The sequence below is a fragment of the Sphaerisporangium rhizosphaerae genome, from assembly GCF_042665155.1.
In the GTDB taxonomy this organism is placed as follows: Bacteria; Actinomycetota; Actinomycetes; order Streptosporangiales; family Streptosporangiaceae; genus Sphaerisporangium; species Sphaerisporangium rhizosphaerae.
This window is the reverse complement of the sequence record NZ_JBHTCG010000004.1, coordinates 320,760-339,544: the sequence shown is the minus strand read 5'-3', so window position 1 is coordinate 339,544 and position 18,785 is coordinate 320,760. Positions and strand designations below refer to the sequence as shown.

Sequence of the window (18,785 nt, the reverse complement as noted above, 5' to 3'; positions counted from 1 at the left end):
TCGTCTCCGGGAGTGGCGCCCTACCGTCACAGGCTCACCGGAGTTACTGTCCAAGACATGATTCGGGTGTTCCTGGTCGACGACCACGAGGTGGTGCGCCGCGGCGTCGCGGCGCTGCTGGATGCCGAGGATGACATAGAGATCGTCGGCGAGGCCGGCACGGCCGAGTCGGCGGTGGCGCGCATCCCGGCGCTCAAGCCCGATGTGGCGGTGCTCGACGTGCGCCTTCCGGACGGCAGCGGGGTCGACGTCTGCAGGGAGGTGCGCTCCAGGGTGCCCGAGCTGGCCTGTCTGATGCTCACCTCCTACGCCGATGAGGAGGCGCTGTTCAACGCGGTCATGGCCGGCGCCGCGGGCTACGTCCTCAAGCAGATCCACGGCTCCGACCTGGTGGGGGCGGTGCGCACGGTGGCGGCGGGCCAGTCTCTGCTCGATCCGAGGACCACCGCCACCATGTTGCAGCGGCTGCGCGAGCAGGCCGGCCGCAAGGACCCGCTGGCCGCCCTCACCGACCAGGAGCGGCACATCCTGGAGCTGATCGGCGAGGGGCTGACCAACCGCCAGATCGGCGACCGGATGTACCTGGCGGAGAAGACCGTCAAGAACTACGTGTCCAACCTGCTGAACAAGCTCAACATGCAGCGCCGTACCCAGGTGGCGGCCCTGGCGGCCCGGCTGAAGGCCGACCAGGGGGAGGGCGGCGACCGGACCGGGGGCTGACGCCCGATCCGGCCGGGGGCGCCGGCACGGATCCCGCCCGGTGGGTGGCCACGCCCGCCGGGCGTCCGCTGTGACCGCACGCGTCGGCGCCCGCTCCTCGTGGCGAGGAGCGGGCGCCGGGGCGGTCATGGAGGACTACTTGAGGACGGGGTGGCGCCGCACGATCGCGGTGCCGCTCCACCACCGGCCGATGCCGAGGGTGTCGCCGGCGCCTGCCAGGGCGAGGCCGGCCAGCACGATGGCGTAGATGATGTGCTCGTCCACGAACGGGTTGGTGGTGAGGGGCAGTTCGGCCGCCCACATGAACACCAGCAGGAGGCCGCCGGTGGCCGCGGCGATCCTCATGCCGGCGCCCAGGATCAGGGCGGCGCCGATGCCGGCCAGTCCGGCCATGAACAGCCAGTCGACCCAGGCCTGGCCGGCGAGGCCGCTGAAGAATCCGCCGAAGGCGTGCTCGGTGGTGCCCTTGAGGAAGCCGGTGGTCGGGCTGCCGCCGTTGATCCACGCCCGGGCGGAGGGGGTGGCGAAGCCCCAGCCGAACAGCTTGTCCAGGAAGGCCCAGAGGAAGACCCAGCCGATCGCGATGCGGGCGAGGGCGAAGACGTAGTCGGCCGGACGGGTCTCGTCGTGCGGCAGGCCGGCGTTCACCGCGGGGGTGCGGGGCGCGGCGTCACCTTCGTGGCGCCCTTGGGTGAGTGACATGGCTGGCCCTTTCATCGCGGGGCTGACGTGGTGTTCGCACTAATCACACCTTTTCCAGGTCTTTGCCAGCAGTGCCATACGGATCGCGTCGACCGGCCGGTAGGCCCGGCGCCTCCGGGACCTTCGGCCCTGCCGTCCATCCGGCGTCCGGCGGGAGCCTCGGAGTCGACGAAGGAGGCACGCCATGCCTGTCCCCACTGAGACCGACCTCGGTGTCCGCCGGCTGCTCGCCGCGGCCGGTCAGGCGCCCTCGATCCACAACACCCAACCGTGGCGCTTCCGGATCACACCGAACGCCGTGGAGCTGCTCGCCGATCCGGACCGCCGGCTCAGAACGACCGACCCGCGTGGCCGGTCGCTGCACGTCAGCTGCGGTGCCGCGCTATTCAACCTGCGCCTGGCCGTCCGCGTGGCCGGATACCGGCCGCTGTCGTGGCCGCTGCCCGACCCGCAGACCGACCCGCGGCTGCTCGCGGTCGTCCACATGCCCTACGCCGGCCCGCCCACCCCGCTGGAGCAGGAGCTGTACGCCAACATCGGCAAGCGGCGCACCAACCGTGAACCGTTCGACGACAGGCGGGTGCCTTCGTGGGTGCTGGCGGACCTGCGTATCGCGGCGTCCAGAGAGGGCGCCAACCTGGTGCTGCTCGGCGGGCGCGGCTCGGCGGACCTGCTGGACTATGTCGCCATGGCCGAGGGGGAGCTGGCCGGGGACCACGACTACCTCGCCGAACTGCGGGCGTGGACGATGAGGGGAAAGCACCGCGACGGCCTGCCCGGTTACGTGCTGGGCCCGCGCCCCGCCGGGGACTCGGCGGCGGTCCGCGACTTCGGCACGCATCCGGCCCGGCCCGACGCGCGTTTCGAGCGTCACCCGCAGATCGCGGTGCTCACCACCTCCGGCGACCGTCCCGTCGACTGGCTCCGGGCCGGGCAGGCGCTGCAGAGGGTGCTGCTGCTGGCGAGCGCGCACGGCGTGTCGGCTTCGTTCCTCAACCAGCCGCTGGACCTGCGGGACATGCGCCACCGCGTCGATCCGCACCACCGCCGCGGCCACCCGCAAATGATCATCAGGTTCGGGTACGGCCCGTGCGTGCCTCGCGCTCCGCGCCGCCCGCCCGTCGAACTGCGCACCGGCCGAGGCCTAAGACCCTGGCCGCGAGGACTTCCGGCTCGTCGATGTGGTGGACGAGATCGGTTACGACGAGGAGTACGACCCCAAGTGGTCCGGCTCGTAGCGGGTCAGGAGAACTGACGCCCGCCGAGCGGACGGAGAGGACAGAAGATGTTCGGAAAGATCGTGGTGGGCACCGACGGTTCACCCTCGGCGGTGGCGGCGCTCGACTGGGCCGCGGACGACGCCGCCCGTAAGGGCGTTCCGCTGCACATCGTCTCGGTGGTGGAGAACTGGCCCTACAGCATCGCGAGGTACCCGGCTCCGCCCGACGTCGGCGACAGCCTGGTCCGCGGCGCCGCGCGCGTGCTCGGCGAGGCCGAGGCTCGCGCCCGGCGGCGCCGCCCGGAGATCGAGGTCACGATCGCGGTCGTCGAGGGCGTCCCCGCCACGGTCCTGTGCGAGCAGGCGAAGGACGCCGCTGAGGTGGTGGTCGGCAGCAGAGGGCTCGGCGGCTTCGCCGGAGCCGTCGTCGGCTCGGTCAGCGCGCACGTCGCCGGCCATGCCCACGGTCCCGTGGTGGTCGTGCGCCCGGACGCCGAGGCCCGGGACGGCGGCGAGGTCGTGGTCGGCGTCGACGACTCCCCGCAATGCGGCCCCGCCCTCGTCTACGCCTTCGAGCAGGCCTCGCTGCGCGGCGCCGCCCTGCGTGCCGTGCACGCCTGGCGCCTGCCCGTGCACGCCTACGCCCCCGAGATCGCCTACGACATGGACGAGATCCGCCGGGCTCAGCACCAGGTCGTCTCCGACAAGCTGGCCGAGCTGAGCGGCGGGTATCCCGGCGTCACGGTGATCGAGGACGTGCCGTGCGCGCACCCCGTCGACGCGCTCGCCCAGGCCTCGGAGAAGGCCGATCTGGTCGTCGTCGGCTCCCACGGCCGCAGCGGCGTGGGCGCTCTCCTGCTCGGCTCGGTGAGCCGTGCGCTTCTGCACCACGCCTGCTGCCCCGTGGCCGTCGTCCGTCCATGAGTGAAGTCCCCGCGCCGCGGCGCCTCCTCCAGGGGTCTGGAGGAGGCGCCGTGTCGTCGTGCCCGGTCCTCACGCGGGGCGGCCCGAGCGCCGCGCGGCGAGGACCCCGGTGGCGATCGGCTTGGGCGCGCCCGACACGTTGAAGCGGGGGAACATGAGCCGCGCGAGCCGGGCGCCGTCCACCTGGAGCAGCGCCTCGTCCAGGTCGATGACGCCCTCGTCGACCAGTTGCGCGGCGATGGTGAAGGCGGCGGCGGCCGTGCGCTTGCCGACGCGGGTCTGCAGGAGCCAGAGCTTGCCGTCCTCGATGGTGAACTCGATGTCGCACAGGTCGCGGTAGCGCCGCTCCAGCACCGCCATCGCGGCCGTCAGCTCGTCGAAGCGGGCGGGCACACCTCGCGGGAAGCCGCGGCGGGAGGACTTTCGGCCCGCCGATCAAGGACCTCCGTTCGATGAGCCGGCGGGGGGACCGGACGAAAGTGGGAGCGAGACCCTGACACCGGGAGGTTCGCGATGACGGTCACAGCGGGACGGCGGCAGGCGACCGGGCTCGAGGCCTGGCGCGGTTTCCAAGGAACGGCCTGGCGCACGGCCATCGACGTCCGCGCCTTCATCCAGGACAACTACACGCCCTACCACGGCGACGAGTCGTTCCTGGCCTCCGCCACCGATCGCACGCTGGCCGTATGGCGCGAGATCGCCGGCATGCTCCCCGAGGAGCGGCGGCGCGGCGTCTACGACGTCGACGCCTCGACGCCCTCCTCGATCACGGCTCACCGGCCCGGGTACATCGACCGGGCCGACGAGCTGATCGTGGGGCTTCAGACCGACGCACCGCTCAAGCGGGCGATCATGCCCGCCGGCGGCCTGCGGATGGTGGAGAACGGCCTGGCCGCGTACGGCCACACCCTCGATCCGCGCGTGCGGGAGATCTTCACCAAGTACCGCAAGACCCACAACGACGGCGTCTTCGACGCCTACACCCCCGACATCCGCGCCGCGCGCCGTTCGGGGGTCATCACCGGCCTGCCCGACTCCTACGGCAGGGGCCGGATCATCGGCGACTACCGCCGCGTCGCGCTGTACGGCGTCGACCGGCTGGTCGAGGCCAAGAAGGCCGAGCTGCGCGGCCTCGACGGCGCCTTCTCCACCGACGCGGTGATCCGCGACCGCGAGGAGCTCTCGGAGCAGGTGCGCGCCCTGGCGGAGCTGCGGGAGATGGCCGCCTCGTACGGGTGCGACGTCTCCCGGCCCGCCGCCACCGCCCACGAGGCGGTCCAGTGGCTGTACCTGGCCTACCTGGCCGCGGTGAAGGAGCAGAACGGCGCCGCCATGTCGCTGGGCCGTACCGCGACCTTCCTGGACGTCTACCTGCAGCGCGACCTGGCCGAGGGCGCCATCACCGAGGAGCGCGCCCAGGAGCTGATCGACGACTTCGTGATCAAGCTGCGCATCGTCCGGTTCCTGCGCACCCCCGAGTACGACGAGCTCTTCTCCGGCGACCCCACCTGGGTGACCGAGTCGATCGGCGGCATGGGCGAGGACGGCCGGACACTGGTGACCCGTACGAGCTTCCGCTACCTGCAGACCCTGCGCAACCTCGGCCCCGCTCCCGAACCCAACCTGACGGTGTTCTGGTCGCCGCGGCTGCCCGAGCCGTTCAAGCGGTTCTGCGCCCGGCTCTCGATCGAGACCAGCTCGATCCAGTACGAGAGCGACGAACTGATGCGACCGTACTTCGGCGACGACACCGCCATCGCCTGCTGCGTGTCGGCCGCGCCGGTCGGCAGGCAGATGCAGTTCTTCGGCGCCCGGGTCAACCTGGCCAAGACCCTGCTGTACGCGATCAACGGCGGCCGCGACGAGATGACCGGCGAGCAGGTCGGCCCGGCCGTCCCGCCTCTGGAGGGCGAGTACCTGGACCACGACCAGGTCGCCGCCGCGTTCGACCGGATGATGGACTGGCTGGCCGCCACGTACGTAAACGCCCTCAACGTCATCCACTACATGCACGACAAGTACGCCTACGAGCGCATCGAGATGGCGCTGCACGACTACCCGGTGGCGCGCACTCTGGCCTGCGGCATCGCCGGGCTGTCGGTGGCCGCCGACAGCCTGTCGGCGATCAAGTACGCGCGGGTCAGGGTGGTCCGCGACCGGACGGGACTGGCGGTCGACTACGAGGTCGAGGGCGACTACCCGGCCTTCGGCAACAACGACGACCGGGTGGACCGCATCGCGACCGGCCTGGTCCGCTCGTTCATGGCCAAGGTCCGCCGCCACCCCGCCTACCGCGACGCCGAGCACACCCAGTCGGTGCTGACGATCACCTCCAACGTCGTGTACGGCAAGCACACCGGGAACACCCCCGACGGGCGCCGCTCGGGCGCGCCGTTCGCGCCGGGCGCCAACCCGATGAACGGCCGCGACCGGCACGGCATGGTCGCCGCCGCCCTGTCGGTGGCGAAGCTGCCCTACGACCAGGCCAGGGACGGCATCTCGCTCACCAACACGGTCACGCCCGAAGGACTGGGCCGCACCCCGGAGGAGCGGGTGGTGAACCTGGTCGGCGTCCTGGACGGCTACGCCGACGCCGGCGGCTTCCACATGAACGTCAACGTGCTGACCAGGGCCGTGCTGCTGGACGCGATGGAGCACCCGGACCGCTACCCGCAGCTCACCATCCGCGTGTCGGGGTACGCGGTGAACTTCGTCCGCCTGACGCGCGAGCAGCAGCAGGACGTCGTGGACCGCACCTTCCACGGGTCCCTGTGATGGTCGTGGTGAACGCCCGGGAGACGGTGCTGGGAGAGGCGGCGGGCGAACTCTGCTCGCCGCCCGGGGCGCCGGGCACCGGTGTCATCAGTTCGTGGGACATCTCGGTCGGCGTCGACGGCCCAGGGACGCGGTTCGTGGTGTTCACGTGCGGCTGCCCGCTGCGCTGCCTGTACTGCCAGAACCCCGAGACGTGGCGGATGCGCGACGGCCGCCGGGTGACCATCGACGAGGTCATGGCGGAGGTCGGCAGGTATCGCCGGTTCATCACCGTGGCCGGCGGCGGCGTCACCGTCAGCGGCGGCGAACCGCTGCTGCAGCCTCGCTTCACCGCGGACGTGCTGCGCCGCTGCCGCGACCTCGGCCTGCACACCGCGCTCGACACCTCCGGCCTGCTGGGCGACCGCGCGACCGACGCGATGCTCGCCGACACCGACCTGGTCCTGCTCGACATCAAGTCCGCGGACCCGGCGGGCTACCGGCGCCTGACCGGCGGCTCCCTGGAGCCGACTCTGCGTTTCGCCCGCCGCCTGGCCGACCTCGGCCGGCCCACGTGGATCCGTTACGTGCTGGTCCCCGGTCTCACCGACGACCCGGGGGACGTCGACCGGCTGGCCCGTTTCGTCGCCGGCCTCGGGAACGTCGAGCACGTCGACGTGCTGCCCTTCCATCGCATGGCGGCGGAGAAGTACCAGCGGCTGGGCCTGACGTTCCCCCTGGCCGACACCCCGCCGCCCGGCCAGGAGCTGCTCGACCGCGTCCACGCGCAGTTCCGCGCGCACGGCGTGACCAGCGTCTGACCGGCGGCACCAACGACCCGGATCCGAACGGAGGCGAGACGCGATGCGCACCTATGTGTACGACTTCGCGGACGGCGGCAAGGAGATGAAGGAGCTTCTCGGCGGCAAGGGCGCGAACCTCGCCGAGATGACCCGGCTCGGGCTCCCGGTCCCGCCGGGCTTCGTCATCACCACCGAAGCGTGCCGCGCCTACCTCGCGCGAGGTGAGGTGCCGGAAGGACTCATGGACGACGTCGCCGCCCACCTGAGGCGGGTCGAGGCGGTGATGGGGCGCCGGCTGGGCGATCCCGCGGATCCGCTGCTGGTCTCGGTCCGCTCGGGGGGCAGGTTCTCCATGCCGGGCATGATGGAGACGATCCTCGACATCGGCCTGACCGACGCCGGCGTCGCCGGCCTGGCCGCCGCGTCGGGGAACGAGCGCTTCGCCTGGGACTGCTACCGGCGGCTCATCTCCATGTACGGCTCGACCGTCGCGGGCGTGCCCGCCGAGGAGTTCGAGCGGGCGCTGGAGGCTCATCGCCGTGCCGCCGGAGTGAGCCACGATCCCGACCTCACCGCGCGCGACCTGCGCGACCTGGCGGAGGAGTACAAGAAGATCTTCCACGCGCACACCGGCGGGCCGTTCCTCCAGGACCCGCACGAGCAGCTGCGGGGCGCCGTCCTGGCGGTGTTCCGGTCGTGGAACACCGAGCGCGCGCGGATCTACCGCCGCGCCGAGCACATCCCCGACGACCTCGGCACCGCCGTGACCATCATGGCCATGGTCTACGGCAACCGCGGACCGGACTCGGGCACCGGGGTGGCCTTCACCCGCGACCCGGCGACCGGCGCCCGCGGCGTCTACGGCGTCTACGGCGACTATCTGCGCGACGCCCAGGGCGAGGACGTCGTGGCCGGCATCCGCGACACCCTCCCGCTCCAGGAACTGGCCGCGCTGGACCGGCGCTGCTTCCAGCCGGGCCGGGGCTCGCGCGCCGGGCTCAGCCGCCGGTGAGCCGCTTGCGGAACACCCAGTACGTCCACGCCTGGTAGGCCAGGACGATCGGGGTGAAGCTCACGGCGACCCAGGTCATGACGGTCAGCGTGTAGGGGGTGGAGGAGGCGTTGACGACCGTGAGGCTGTGGGCGGCGTCCAGGGCGGGCATGACGTCCGGCCACAGGTTCCCGAACAGCGTCGCGGTGACCGCGGCGATCGCCGTGGCGTTGGCGGTGAACGCCCAGCCGTCCCTGCCCCGGATCGTGGCGCCCAGGGCGCAGGCGACGCCGGCGGCCGCGACGGCGGCGGTGACCCAGGTGGCCGGCTTGCCGGAGTCGAGCTGGGTGAGCAGGAGGAACGCGCCGCCGATGACCAGGGCGAGCAGCCCGAGCTGCCGCGCCACCCGGCCCGCGGCCTGGCGCAGCTCCCCTTGGGTGCGCAGGGCCAGGAACACGGCTCCGTGCAGGGTGAACAGCGCCAGCGTCGCCGCTCCGCCGAGCAGGGCGTAGGGGTTGAGCAGGTCCAGCAGCGTGCCGGTGTACTCGTGATCGGCGTCCAGGGTCACGCCGTGCACGATGTTGGCGAAGGCCACTCCCCACAGGAAGGCGGGGACCACGGAGCCCCAGAACAGGGCGCGGTCCCACCCCCGGGTGCCGTCGCTCTTGTTGCGGTACTCCAGCGCCACCCCTCTGGCGATCAGCGCCAGAAGGATGAGGAACAGCGGCAGGTAGAAGCCGCTGAACAAGGTGGCGTACCACTCGGGGAACGCGGCGAAGGTCGCGCCGCCCGCGACCAGGAGCCAGACCTCGTTGCCGTCCCAGACGGGCCCGATCGAGGCGACGACGACGCGGCGCTCGGCCTCGTCGCGGGCCACGAGCGGCAGCAGCACGCCGACGCCGAAGTCGAAGCCCTCAAGGACGAAGTATCCGGTCCACAGGACGGCGATGAGCACGAACCAGACGGTTGTGAGTTCCATGGGACGGGTCCTCAGTAGGAGAGCGCGGGTACGGGGTCGTTGGGCTCGGCTTCCGTCTCGACGCCCAGCCGGACGAACTTCAACAGAAGCCGCACTTCGATGACGGCGAGCAGCCCGTAGACCAGCGTGAAGCCGACCAGGGTGAGCGCGACCTCGGGGACGTCCGCCCCGGGGACACGGCGGCCGCCGTGCGCATGACGCCGAAGACGGTCCACGGCTGGCGCCCCATCTCGGTGAAGATCCAGCCGAGGGAGTTGGCGAGGAAGGGCAGGCCGATGCCGAGCACGGCGGTCCGGTAGAACCAGCGGCTCGCCGGCAGGCGTCCGCGGCGGGTCAGCCACAACCCGGCCAGGGCGAGCAGCCCCGCCAGCAGCCCGAAGCCGATCATCAGGCGGAACGACCAGTACGCCGGCCCCACCACCGGCCGGTAGTCGCCCGGGCCGTACAGCCGCTGATAACGGGCCTGGATGTCGTTGATGCCCTCGACCTTGCGCTCACCCCGGCCACGAAGGCGCCCGCGGTGACGAACGCGCCGAAGATCACGTGGGGGAAGGTGACCAGGGTGGTGGGGTTGGTCAGGACGGCCCAGATGTCGGTCAGCTCGGCCCGGCCGCTCACCGGGTTGAGCCTGTACCCGACCGGGTGCTGCATCCAGGAGTTCGCCGCCAGGATGAAGGAGGCGGAGACCGCCGTGCCGGCCGCGGCCAGCCAGATCGTCGCCAGGTGCAGGCGCGGCGGGAGGCGGTCCCAGCCGAAGATCCACAACCCGAGGAACGTGGACTCCATGAAGAAGGCGATCAGCCCTTCCATGGCCAGCGGCGCCCCGAAGACGTCCCCGACGAACCTCGAGTACGCGCTCCAGTTCATGCCGAACTGGAACTCCTGCACGATTCCCGTGACGACGCCCATCGCGAAGTTGATGAGGAACAGACGCCCCCAGAACCGGGTCAAGCGCAGGTAGGCGAGGTTCTTCGTGCGGTACCAGGTGGTCTGCAGCCCGGCCACGATGAACGACAGCCCGATCGTCAGGGGGACGAACAGGAAGTGGTAGACGGTCGTGATGCCGAACTGCCACCGGGACAGGTCAAGGACGTCCATCAGGGCTCCAGGAGTTTCGAGGCACTCCCGGAAGGGTCCGGCATGCGGCGGCGTCGTCCCCAGGGCCGTCGGGTCACATGTCGCGGGACCTTGGTCCCACCGACGGACGCGCACGCCGGCCCCGGCGAGGGGTGAGGGCGGGGCGGAAAACGCGGTGGTCGGGCCGGAAGGACGGTGGAGCCTCCGGTGCGCGGCGGTGATCCCCGGCGGACCAAAGTCCTCTTCACGGTGGCCCTCCGGCACTGCCGCCGTTGCGGCATGGGCGGGACCGTGGCAGTGAACCACACACCGAAGCAGACCCGACGACGGCGGCAGGCGCGGCGCGGCCGTCCTCCCGCATGCCCGCATCGCGGTCCGGCACGGAACGGGAGACCGTCATGTCCGAGGAATGCGACGTCCTGCTCCGCGACGGCGGCATCGCCCACCTGCGCCCGCTCGCGGCCGGCGACGGCGCCGGCCTGCACGAACTGGTCGAGCGCACATCGGAGCGTTCGGCCTACCTGCGCTTCTTCACCGGCGGCCGGGCGACGGCGCACGCCTATGTCGACCGGCTCACCCGCCCCGGCCGGCAGGGCCTGGTGCTGGTGGCGGTCCTCCACGGCCGGCTGGTCGCCATCGCCGAGCACACCCCTGCCGCCGCACCCACGGCCGCCGAGATGGCCATCCTGATCGACGACGCCGCCCAAGGACTGGGGCTCGGCACCCTGCTGCTGGAACACCTGGCCGTGCGGGCCGCGGAGGCCGGCGTCGCGGAACTGACCGGCGAGGTGCTCGCCGAGAACCGGGCGATGCTGAGGATGCTCCACGACCTCGGACTGCCGGTCGACCTGGAGTACGACGGCTCCCTGGTGCATCTGCGCATCCGCCTGGACCCGGGTGACCGGCTGCTGGAGAGCGTCGCGGCCCGCGACCACCAGGCCGAGCGCGCCTCGCTGGCCCGCGTGATGGCGCCGGCGTCCATCGCCGTCGTCGGCGCGGGCCGGGACCCGTCGGGCGCCGGGCACAAGGTGCTGCGCAATCTCCTCGACGGCGGGTTCCCCGGCCCGGTGTACCCGGTCAACCCGAAGGCGGCGCGCGTGGCCGGGATCGAGGCGTACCCGGACCTGCGTGCGGTCCCCGGACCGGTGGACCTGGCCGTGGTCGCGGTCCCCGCGCCGGCCGTCCTGAGCGTGGCCCGCGACTGCGCCGCCGCCGGGGTGAAGGGGCTGGTGGTGCTGACGGCCGGGTTCGCCGAGAACGAGGGACGGCCCGCCGAGCGGGAGCTGGTGGCGATATGCCGGTCGGCCGGCATGCGCCTGGTCGGCCCGAACTGCCTCGGGATCGTGAACACCGCGGCGCGGATGAACGCGAGCTTCCTGCCCGCCCCCCTGGTCGGGGGCGGCATCGCGGTGATGTCGCAGTCGGGCGCCGTCGGAGCGGCCCTGCTGGAGCGCCTGCCGGTCTCCTCGCTGGTGTCGGTCGGCGACAAGGCCGATGTCAGCGGCAACGACCTGCTCGAATACTGGGAGGACGACGAGGCGGCGCGGGTCATCGCGCTCTACCTGGAGTCGTTCGGCAACCCGCGCAGGTTCGCCGGGATCGCCGCCCGGGTGGGGCGCCGCAAGCCGGTGCTGCTGATCAAGAGCGGACGGTCCGTGGCGGGTGACAGGGCGGTGCGCTCGCACACCGCGGCCGCCGCCACGCCCGACGTCGCGGTGGACGCCCTGGTCCGCGCGGCCGGAGTGATCCGGGTGGACGGCGTGCGGGACCTGCTGGACACCGCCCGGCTGCTGACGGCCCAGCCGCTTCCGGCCGGTCGCCGGGTGGCCATCGTCGGCAACTCCGGCGGCCCGCAGGCGATGGCCGCCGACGCCTGCGAGCGCGAGGGGCTGGTCGTCCCGGAGCTCGTGCCGTCCGCCGCGCCGTCCGCGTGGGTGCGGGCCGGGTCGGCGCTCGGCAACCCGGTGGACCTGACCGCCGACGCCTCCGCGGAGGAGATCGGCGCGGCGGTGGAACGCGTGCTCGCCGAGGCGGGGGTGGACGCCGTGCTCGTCGTCTACACCCCTCCGTTCGGATCGGGGCCGGAGGCGACCCGCAAGGCGATCGGCGAGGCCGCCCGCGCGTCCCGCAAGACCGTGGTGGCCTGCGTGATGGGCCACGAAGGGCTGATCGACGGGCGCATCCCCGTCTACGCCTATCCCGAGGAGGCCGTGCGGGCGCTGGCCCGCGTCACGGCGTACGCCGCGTGGCTCCGCACGCCGGACGACCGCGCCGAACCGGCATCCCGCGGACAGGCCCGCGGCGCCAGGGAGATCGTGCTGTCAGAGCTCGCCGCACGGCCCGGCGGCGGCTGGCTGGACCCGGTCACCACCGGACGGCTGCTGCGGTGCTTCGGGGTGAACGTCGCCGAGTCGATCAGCGTGGACGGCCCGGAGAGCGCCCGCGTCGAGATCATCGTGGGCGGCGTCAACTATCCGGCGTTCGGCCCGCTCGTCATGGTCGGCATGGGGGGCGTCACCGCCGACCTGCTCGCGGACCGCGCGTTCCGGGTGCCGCCGCTCAGCCTGGACGCCGCCGCGGAGCTGATCGCCGACCTGCGCTGCTCGCCTCTGCTCTACGGCCACCTCGGCAGGCCGAAGGCCGACGTCAGGTCGCTGGCCGAGCAGATCGTCCGCGTCGGCCGGTTGCTGGACGCCCTGCCCGAGGTGGCCGAACTGGACCTCGACCCCGTGATCGTCTCCCCGTCCGGCGCGGTGGCCGTGGACGCCCGCGTACGGCTCGCGCCCAGCACCCCCGCACCCTCACCCTTCGCCCGCCGACTCCGCTGACGGCCTCCGACGGCGGAGGCGGTGACAGCCCGATGACGGCCGGGGTCGCCCGCGCGACCCCGGCCGTCATCTCGACCTGTCCGCCGCCTCAGCCCTCCGCGGCGCCCTCGGCGCCGGTACAGGAGCGGCGCGGGCGCGGACCGGGGTCCAAGGTCCCGAGCCGGGGTGTCGTTCGGGCAGGGGATCAAGGTCCAAGCGCTCCGGTGCCGGAGGCGGCGGATCGAGATGCTCGGAGTGACCGCATCACACGAGATGCCGAGGTGATCACATGACCGCGCACGTGGCGCACGTACCGGCCGCCGTCAGCGAGATGGTCGACGCCCTTGTCGGGAACGGGCTCAAGGCGCTGGAGGAGTACGCGGCCTTCGACCAGGAACAGGTGGACCACATCGTGAAGAAGGCGTCGGTCGCCGCGCTCGACGAGCACGCCGGGCTGGCCGAACTGGCGGTACGGGAGACCGGCCGCGGGTTGTTCGAGGACAAGGCGGTGAAGAACGTCTACGCCTGCGAGCACGTGACCAACGGCATGGCGGCGCTCAAGACCGTCGGCGTCATCGCCCGCGACGACATCAGCGGCCTGGTGGAGATCGCCGAACCGGTCGGCGTGGTCTGCGGGATCACCCCGGTCACCAACCCCACCTCCACCACGATCTTCAAGGCCCTGATCGCCCTGAAGACCCGCAACCCGATCGTGTTCGCCTTCCACCCCGCGGCACAGGAGTGCAGCGCCGCGGCGGCGAGGGTCGTCCGCGACGCGGCCGTCGCCGCGGGCGCGCCGGAGCACTGCGTGCAGTGGATCGAGGACCCGTCGCCGGTCGCCACCAGCGCGCTCATGCGCCATGACGGCGTGTCCACGATCCTGGCCACCGGCGGCGGCGGCATGGTCCACGCGGCGTACTCGGCGGGCAAGCCCGCGCTCGGCGTCGGCCCGGGGAACGTGCCCGCGTACGTCGAACGCACGGCCGACCTGCGCCGGGCCGTCAACGACATCGTGCTGTCCAAGGCGTTCGACAACGGCATGATCTGCGCCTCCGAGCAGGCGGTCATCATCGACGCGGCCGTGTACGACGCCACGCTCGCCGAGTTCGGCGCGCTGCACGCCTACCTGGCCACGCCGGAGGAGAAGCGGAAGCTGGAGGACCTGCTGTTCGGCGCGGCCACGGGCGCACCCGGGGCCTGTACCAGGATCAATCCCGACGTCGTCGGCCGGTCCGCCGCCTGGATCGCCGGGCGGGCCGGTTTCACCGTGCCGGAAGGCACCTCGATCATCTTGGCCGAGGTCGGTCAGGTGGGCCCGGCCGAGCCGCTGACCAGGGAGAAGCTCTGCCCGGTGCTGGCGGTGCTGCGCGCGGCCGGCGCCGAGGAGGGCATCGTCCTGGCCGAGCGCATGGTGGAGTTCGGCGGCCTCGGCCACAGCGCCGCCGTCCACACCCGTGACGAGGCGCTGGTGGAAAGGTTCGGAGCGAGGGTGAAGGCCGTGCGGATCATCTGGAACGCCCCTTCGTCGCAGGGCGGCCTCGGCGACGTCTACAACGCCTTCATCCCCTCCCTGACCCTGGGCTGCGGCAGCTACGGCCGCAACTCGATCTCCCACAACGTCTCCGCCGTCGACCTGCTGAACATCAAGCGGATCGGACGCCGTACCAACAACCTCCAGTGGTTCAAGGTGCCCGCGAAGATCTACTTCGAGCCGCACGCGATCCGCTACCTGACCGACATGCCCGGCGTGCACCGGGTGACGATCGTCACCGACGCGACCATGACCCGGCTCGGCTACGTCGACCGGATCCTCACCGTGGTGGGCCGCCGCGCCGAGCGGGTGGCACTTCAGATCATCGACGACGTCGAGCCGGAGCCGAGCGTCGCCACCGTGGACCGCGGCGCCGAGCTGATGCGCGCGTTCCGCCCCGACACGATCATCGCCCTCGGCGGGGGATCGGCGATGGACGCGGCCAAGGTGATGTGGCTGCGCTACGAGCACCCCGAGGTCGTGTTCGCCGACATGCGGCAGAAGTTCTTCGACATCCGCAAGCGGGCCTTCAGGTTCCCGGCGCTGGGCGGCCTCGCGCGGCTGGTCTGCGTGCCGACGACCTCCGGCACCGGGGCCGAGGTCACGCCGTTCGCCGTGATCACCGACACCGCCACGGGCAAGAAGTACCCGCTGGCCGACTACTCCCTCACTCCGAGCGTCGCCATCGTCGACCCGGTCCTGGCCGCCGATCTGCCGCCGACCGTCACCGCCGACAGCGGCTTCGACGCCCTGACCCACGCCATCGAGGCGTACGTGTCGGTCTACGCCAGCGACTTCACCGACGGCCTGGCCCTGCACGCCATCAAGCTGATCATGGGCAACCTGGAGAGCGCCGTGCGGCACGGATCCGGCGACCCGGTCGCGCGCGAGCGGATGCACAACGCCGGGTCCATCGCCGGCATGGCCTTCGGCAACGCCTTCCTCGGCATCGTCCACGCCATGTCCCACACGCTGGGCGCGAGCTTCCACATCGCCCACGGCCGGACCAACGCGGTGCTGCTGCCGCACGTGATCCGCTACAACGGCACGATCCCGGCCAAGCCGACCGGCTGGCCGAAGTACGAGCACTACCGCGCCCCCGAGCGCTTCCAGGAGATCGCGCACGCGCTGGACCTGCCCGCCGCGACCCCGGAGCAGGGCGTCGAGTCCCTGGCCGCCGCCATCGAACGGCTCCGCGACGCCGCCGGCATCGAGCCGTCCTTCCAGGCCATGGGCATCGACGAGAAGGAGTTCATCGCCGCGCTCCCCCAGCAGGCGCGCAACGCCTACGAGGACCAGTGCGCCCCCGCCAACCCCCGCATGCCGATGCTCGACGACATGCGGTCCCTCATGCGCACGGCCTACTACGGCACGCCCGGACGATGAGCGCGTGGAGCTCAAACGCGAGTTCGTCGCCGGGGACCTGCGCGACCCGCGGCGGGCGGCGGTGCCGGTGGCCGCCGCCTTCGGCGGCGCCGCCGTGCCGGCGGTCCTGTACCTGGTGGCCCTGGTGCCACCTACCGCGCGGGGCCGGAGGACGGGGTGTAGACGGACCGGTGGAGGACGCGGTCGAGACGGGTGGCGACGTAGCCGAGGGTGGACAGGGCGGTGACGATCAGCAGGTCGCCCGGGGCCAGGGGCCGGGTCCCGAGGAGTTCGCGGAGCGGCGGGAGGTAGAGCCCGGCCAGCTGGAGCACGAGGGCTCCGGCGACCGCGAGCAGCAGCGCGGGGTTGGCCGAGGAGCCGGGCCGGGTGCGGGAGCCGATCGCCACGCCGAGCTGGGTGGCGCCGAGGGCGAAGAAGGCCATGCTCTGCCACGGGCGTCCGGTCTGGTGGGCCCAGATGGCGACGCCCAGGGTGACGGCGGTGAGGACGATGGCGATCCGGAGCACGCGCTGCCACAGGCCGGCCCCCAGGATGCTCTGGGTGGGCGGCCGGGGCGGCCTGCTCATGGACCCCGGCAGGGCGGGCTCGCCGCCCAGGGCCACGCCCGGAAGCCCGTGGGTGAGCAGGTTGATCCACAGGATCTGCGCGGGCAGCAGCGGGAGTGTGAGCCCGGCGAACGGGCCCAGCAGCATCACGGCGATCTCGGCCGCGCCGCCGGACAGCCCGTAGACCAGGAAGCGGCGGATGTTGGTGTAGACGCGGCGGCCCTCCTCGACGGCGGCGACCACCGTGTCGAGGTCGTCGTCGGCCAGCACCAGATCGGCCGCCTGGCGGGCCACTTCCGTGCCGCGCTCGCCCATCGCCACGCCGATGTCGGCGCGTCTCAGCGCGGGCCCGTCGTTGACGCCGTCCCCGGTCATCGCCAGCGTGTCGCCGCGATGACGCATGCTCTCGATGATGTCGAGCTTCTGCTCGGGCGTGGCCCGGGCGTACACGCTCGCGGTGCCCTCGCCCGGTGCGCCGGCGTCGCGGCAGTCGACGACCCGGCCGCCGGTCTCGATGATGCCGAGGTCGGTGGCGACGGCGCGAGCCGTCCCCGGGTGGTCGCCGGTGATGAGGACGGGCCTGATCCCGGCGCGCTTGCAGGCGTCGATGGCGGCCGCCGCGGCCGGCCGCGGCGGATCGAGGATCGCGATCAGCCCGAGCAGCGTCAACCCGCGCTCCTCGACGGTCGCCGGGACGTCGTCCAGGTCCGACGCGGCGACGGCCAGCACCCGGTAGCCGTTCTGGGCGAGCCGGTCGGCGCGCTCGCGGGCACGGGTGAGGACCGCGGGGGCGTCGGTCAGGACGGAGGGATGGAGCAGCGCCTCGGGCGCGCCCTTGCAGATCGTCCGGGCGTGGCCGCCGGGCGTCCGGTGGACGGTCGTCATGCGCTTGCGCCCGCTGTCGAAGGGCCGCTCGGCGACCCGCGGGAAGCGCTGCTGCGTCTGTGACCGGTCCAGGCCCAGCTTGGCGGCGGCGGCGAGCAGGGCGGCCTCGGTGGGATCGCCCAGCGCCGGCCACCGGCCGCGCGGGTCCGGCGTCAGTCGCGCGTCGTTGCACAATGCCGCCGCGGTCAGCAGGTCGGTGAACGCCTCGGCGCCGACGGCCCCTTCGGGGATGATCCGGCCGTCGGGGGCATAGCCGGAGCCGGTGAGCCGCGCTTCTCCGGCCGGGGTCCACACCAGCCGGGCGACCATTCTTCCCTCGGTGAGCGTGCCGGTCTTGTCGGTGGCCAGCACGGTGACCGAGCCGAGGGTCTCGACGGCGGGCAGCCTGCGCACCAGGGCGTCGCGTGCGGCCATGCGGCGCGCTCCCAGCGCCAGGCTCAAGGTGACGACCGCGGGCAGCGACTCCGGGACGGCCGCCACCACCAGGCTGATGGCGGTCACGACCATCAGCTCGACCGGCAGGCCGCGGACCAGGCCGAGGGCGAGCACGATCACGCACAGCAGCACGGTGACGCCGGCCAGCATGCGGCCGACATCGGTCAGCCGCCGCTGGAGGGGGGTGAGACCGCCGCCGTTGACCATCATGGACGCTATGCGCCCGGCCGTGCCGGCCGCTCCGACCGCGGTGACCACCGCCCGTCCGCGCCCCCGGGCCACGACCGTGCCCGCGGACACCGGCCGGCCGGCGCCCTTGTCCACCGGGACGGACTCGCCCGTCAGGGCCGACTCGTCGATGAGCAGCCCGGCCGCCTCCACCAACTCGGCGTCGGCGGGGACGATGTCCCCCTCGGCCAGCACCACGACGTCACCGACGACGACGCCGGCCGCCGGGACCTGCGTCTGCGTGCCGTCGCGTACCACGCGCGCCGTTGGAGCGGTCAGTTCGGACAGGGCGGTGATGGCGCGGTCGGCCCGGACCTCCTGGACGACCCCTACCGAGGTGTTGACCACGATCACCAGCATGATCACGGCCATGTCGGTCCAGTCGCCCGTGGCCAGGGTCAGCGCCGTCGCCACCAGAAGGACCAGGATGAGCGGGTCGCGGAGCTGGGCGGCGACGCGCCGCCACAGCGGGACGGGCGGTCTCCGGGGAAGCAGGTTCGCCCCGTCCCGTTCCAGTCGTGCGGCCGCCTCCGCGGACGACAGGCCGCGGCCGGCGGCGGTCGCGGTGACATCTCCCCTGGTCATGGGTCGACTCCGGCGCGGCCGGCGAGTGATCGGGTCATGGTTCGAGCCTCTGACCGGCGACGCCGCGGGCACAGAGTCTTTGGTCCCCTGGCGGGGCGGCGGGCCGGGCCGCACGAGCCGCACGGACCGGACGCGCGACCGCCGGTGCCCCGGATGGCGGCAGGTGTAGATTCGCAGGTAGAAGTACTGATGGTCCTCGATGAGCCGTGGAGCG

Annotated in this window: 11 protein-coding genes and 3 pseudogenes; 9 read left to right on the top strand and 5 right to left on the bottom strand. The window is 72.6% G+C overall.

Features of this window, described 5'->3' with window-relative positions; translation table 11 throughout:
- The first annotated feature begins 57 nt into the window (after nucleotides 1–57).
- Nucleotides 58–720 carry a response regulator gene (locus tag ACFQSB_RS08630; RefSeq protein ID WP_380825458.1) on the top strand — a complete coding sequence of 221 codons (663 nt, stop codon included), beginning with the start codon at nucleotides 58–60 and terminating at the stop codon, nucleotides 718–720.
- A gap of 135 nt (nucleotides 721–855) precedes the next feature.
- On the opposite strand, the gene ACFQSB_RS08625 is transcribed toward ACFQSB_RS08630, so the two are convergent.
- On the bottom strand, nucleotides 856–1,422 hold the full coding sequence (locus ACFQSB_RS08625) for a hypothetical protein (RefSeq protein WP_380825457.1): 567 nt from the start codon (nucleotides 1,420–1,422) through the stop codon (nucleotides 856–858).
- A 184-nt stretch (nucleotides 1,423–1,606) separates the two neighbouring features.
- Between ACFQSB_RS08625 and ACFQSB_RS08620 the strand changes: the two genes are divergently transcribed.
- Together ACFQSB_RS08620 and ACFQSB_RS08615 are read left to right on the top strand one after the other, a co-directional pair.
- Nucleotides 1,607–2,677 (top strand): Acg family FMN-binding oxidoreductase, encoded by a 1,071-nt coding sequence (locus ACFQSB_RS08620; RefSeq protein WP_380825455.1) that lies wholly within the window; start codon nucleotides 1,607–1,609, stop codon nucleotides 2,675–2,677.
- 30 nt (nucleotides 2,678–2,707) lie between these two features.
- Entirely contained in the window at nucleotides 2,708–3,565 is an 858-nt protein-coding gene (locus ACFQSB_RS08615; protein ID WP_380825454.1) for a universal stress protein, read from the top strand.
- A 93-nt stretch (nucleotides 3,566–3,658) separates the two neighbouring features.
- On the opposite strand, the pseudogene ACFQSB_RS08610 reads toward ACFQSB_RS08615, so the two are convergent.
- Nucleotides 3,659–3,946 (bottom strand): annotated as a pseudogene (locus ACFQSB_RS08610) (PEP/pyruvate-binding domain-containing protein); the annotation flags it as partial.
- A gap of 132 nt (nucleotides 3,947–4,078) precedes the next feature.
- Between ACFQSB_RS08610 and pflB the strand changes: the two are divergent.
- The 3 genes and pseudogenes from pflB to ACFQSB_RS08595 all read left to right on the top strand — a co-directional run.
- A complete protein-coding gene (gene pflB / locus ACFQSB_RS08605; protein WP_380825453.1) occupies nucleotides 4,079–6,340 on the top strand; it encodes a formate C-acetyltransferase in 2,262 nt (753 codons plus the stop codon).
- An 8-nt stretch (nucleotides 6,341–6,348) separates the two neighbouring features.
- Entirely contained in the window at nucleotides 6,349–7,140 is a 792-nt protein-coding gene (pflA, locus tag ACFQSB_RS08600) for a pyruvate formate-lyase-activating protein (protein WP_380825451.1), read from the top strand.
- A 43-nt stretch (nucleotides 7,141–7,183) separates the two neighbouring features.
- Nucleotides 7,184–8,080, top strand: a pseudogene (locus ACFQSB_RS08595) (PEP/pyruvate-binding domain-containing protein); the annotation flags it as partial.
- 40 nt (nucleotides 8,081–8,120) lie between these two features.
- Here the strand turns inward: ACFQSB_RS08595 and cydB are convergent.
- Both cydB and ACFQSB_RS08585 read right to left on the bottom strand, forming a co-directional pair.
- Nucleotides 8,121–9,092 carry a cytochrome d ubiquinol oxidase subunit II gene (gene cydB, locus ACFQSB_RS08590; protein WP_354842883.1) on the bottom strand — a complete coding sequence of 324 codons (972 nt, stop codon included), beginning with the start codon at nucleotides 9,090–9,092 and terminating at the stop codon, nucleotides 8,121–8,123.
- 11 nt (nucleotides 9,093–9,103) lie between these two features.
- Nucleotides 9,104–10,190, bottom strand: a pseudogene (locus tag ACFQSB_RS08585) (cytochrome ubiquinol oxidase subunit I).
- A 377-nt stretch (nucleotides 10,191–10,567) separates the two neighbouring features.
- Here ACFQSB_RS08585 and ACFQSB_RS08580 point away from each other — a divergent pair.
- The 3 genes from ACFQSB_RS08580 (at nucleotide 10,568) to ACFQSB_RS08570 (ending at nucleotide 16,119) form a co-directional block, all read left to right on the top strand.
- On the top strand, nucleotides 10,568–12,997 hold the full coding sequence (locus ACFQSB_RS08580) for a bifunctional acetate--CoA ligase family protein/GNAT family N-acetyltransferase (protein WP_380825450.1): 2,430 nt from the start codon (nucleotides 10,568–10,570) through the stop codon (nucleotides 12,995–12,997).
- 268 nt (nucleotides 12,998–13,265) lie between these two features.
- On the top strand, nucleotides 13,266–15,893 hold the full coding sequence (gene adhE / locus ACFQSB_RS08575; RefSeq protein WP_380825447.1) for a bifunctional acetaldehyde-CoA/alcohol dehydrogenase: 2,628 nt from the start codon (nucleotides 13,266–13,268) through the stop codon (nucleotides 15,891–15,893).
- 4 nt (nucleotides 15,894–15,897) lie between these two features.
- On the top strand, nucleotides 15,898–16,119 hold the full coding sequence (locus ACFQSB_RS08570) for a Na+/H+ antiporter NhaA (RefSeq protein WP_380825446.1): 222 nt from the start codon (nucleotides 15,898–15,900) through the stop codon (nucleotides 16,117–16,119).
- On the opposite strand, the gene ACFQSB_RS08565 is transcribed toward ACFQSB_RS08570, so the two are convergent.
- On the bottom strand, nucleotides 16,025–18,571 hold the full coding sequence (locus tag ACFQSB_RS08565) for a cation-translocating P-type ATPase (protein ID WP_380825445.1): 2,547 nt from the start codon (nucleotides 18,569–18,571) through the stop codon (nucleotides 16,025–16,027). The genes ACFQSB_RS08570 and ACFQSB_RS08565 overlap by 95 nt on opposite strands.
- Between the last annotated feature and the right edge of the window lie 214 nt (nucleotides 18,572–18,785).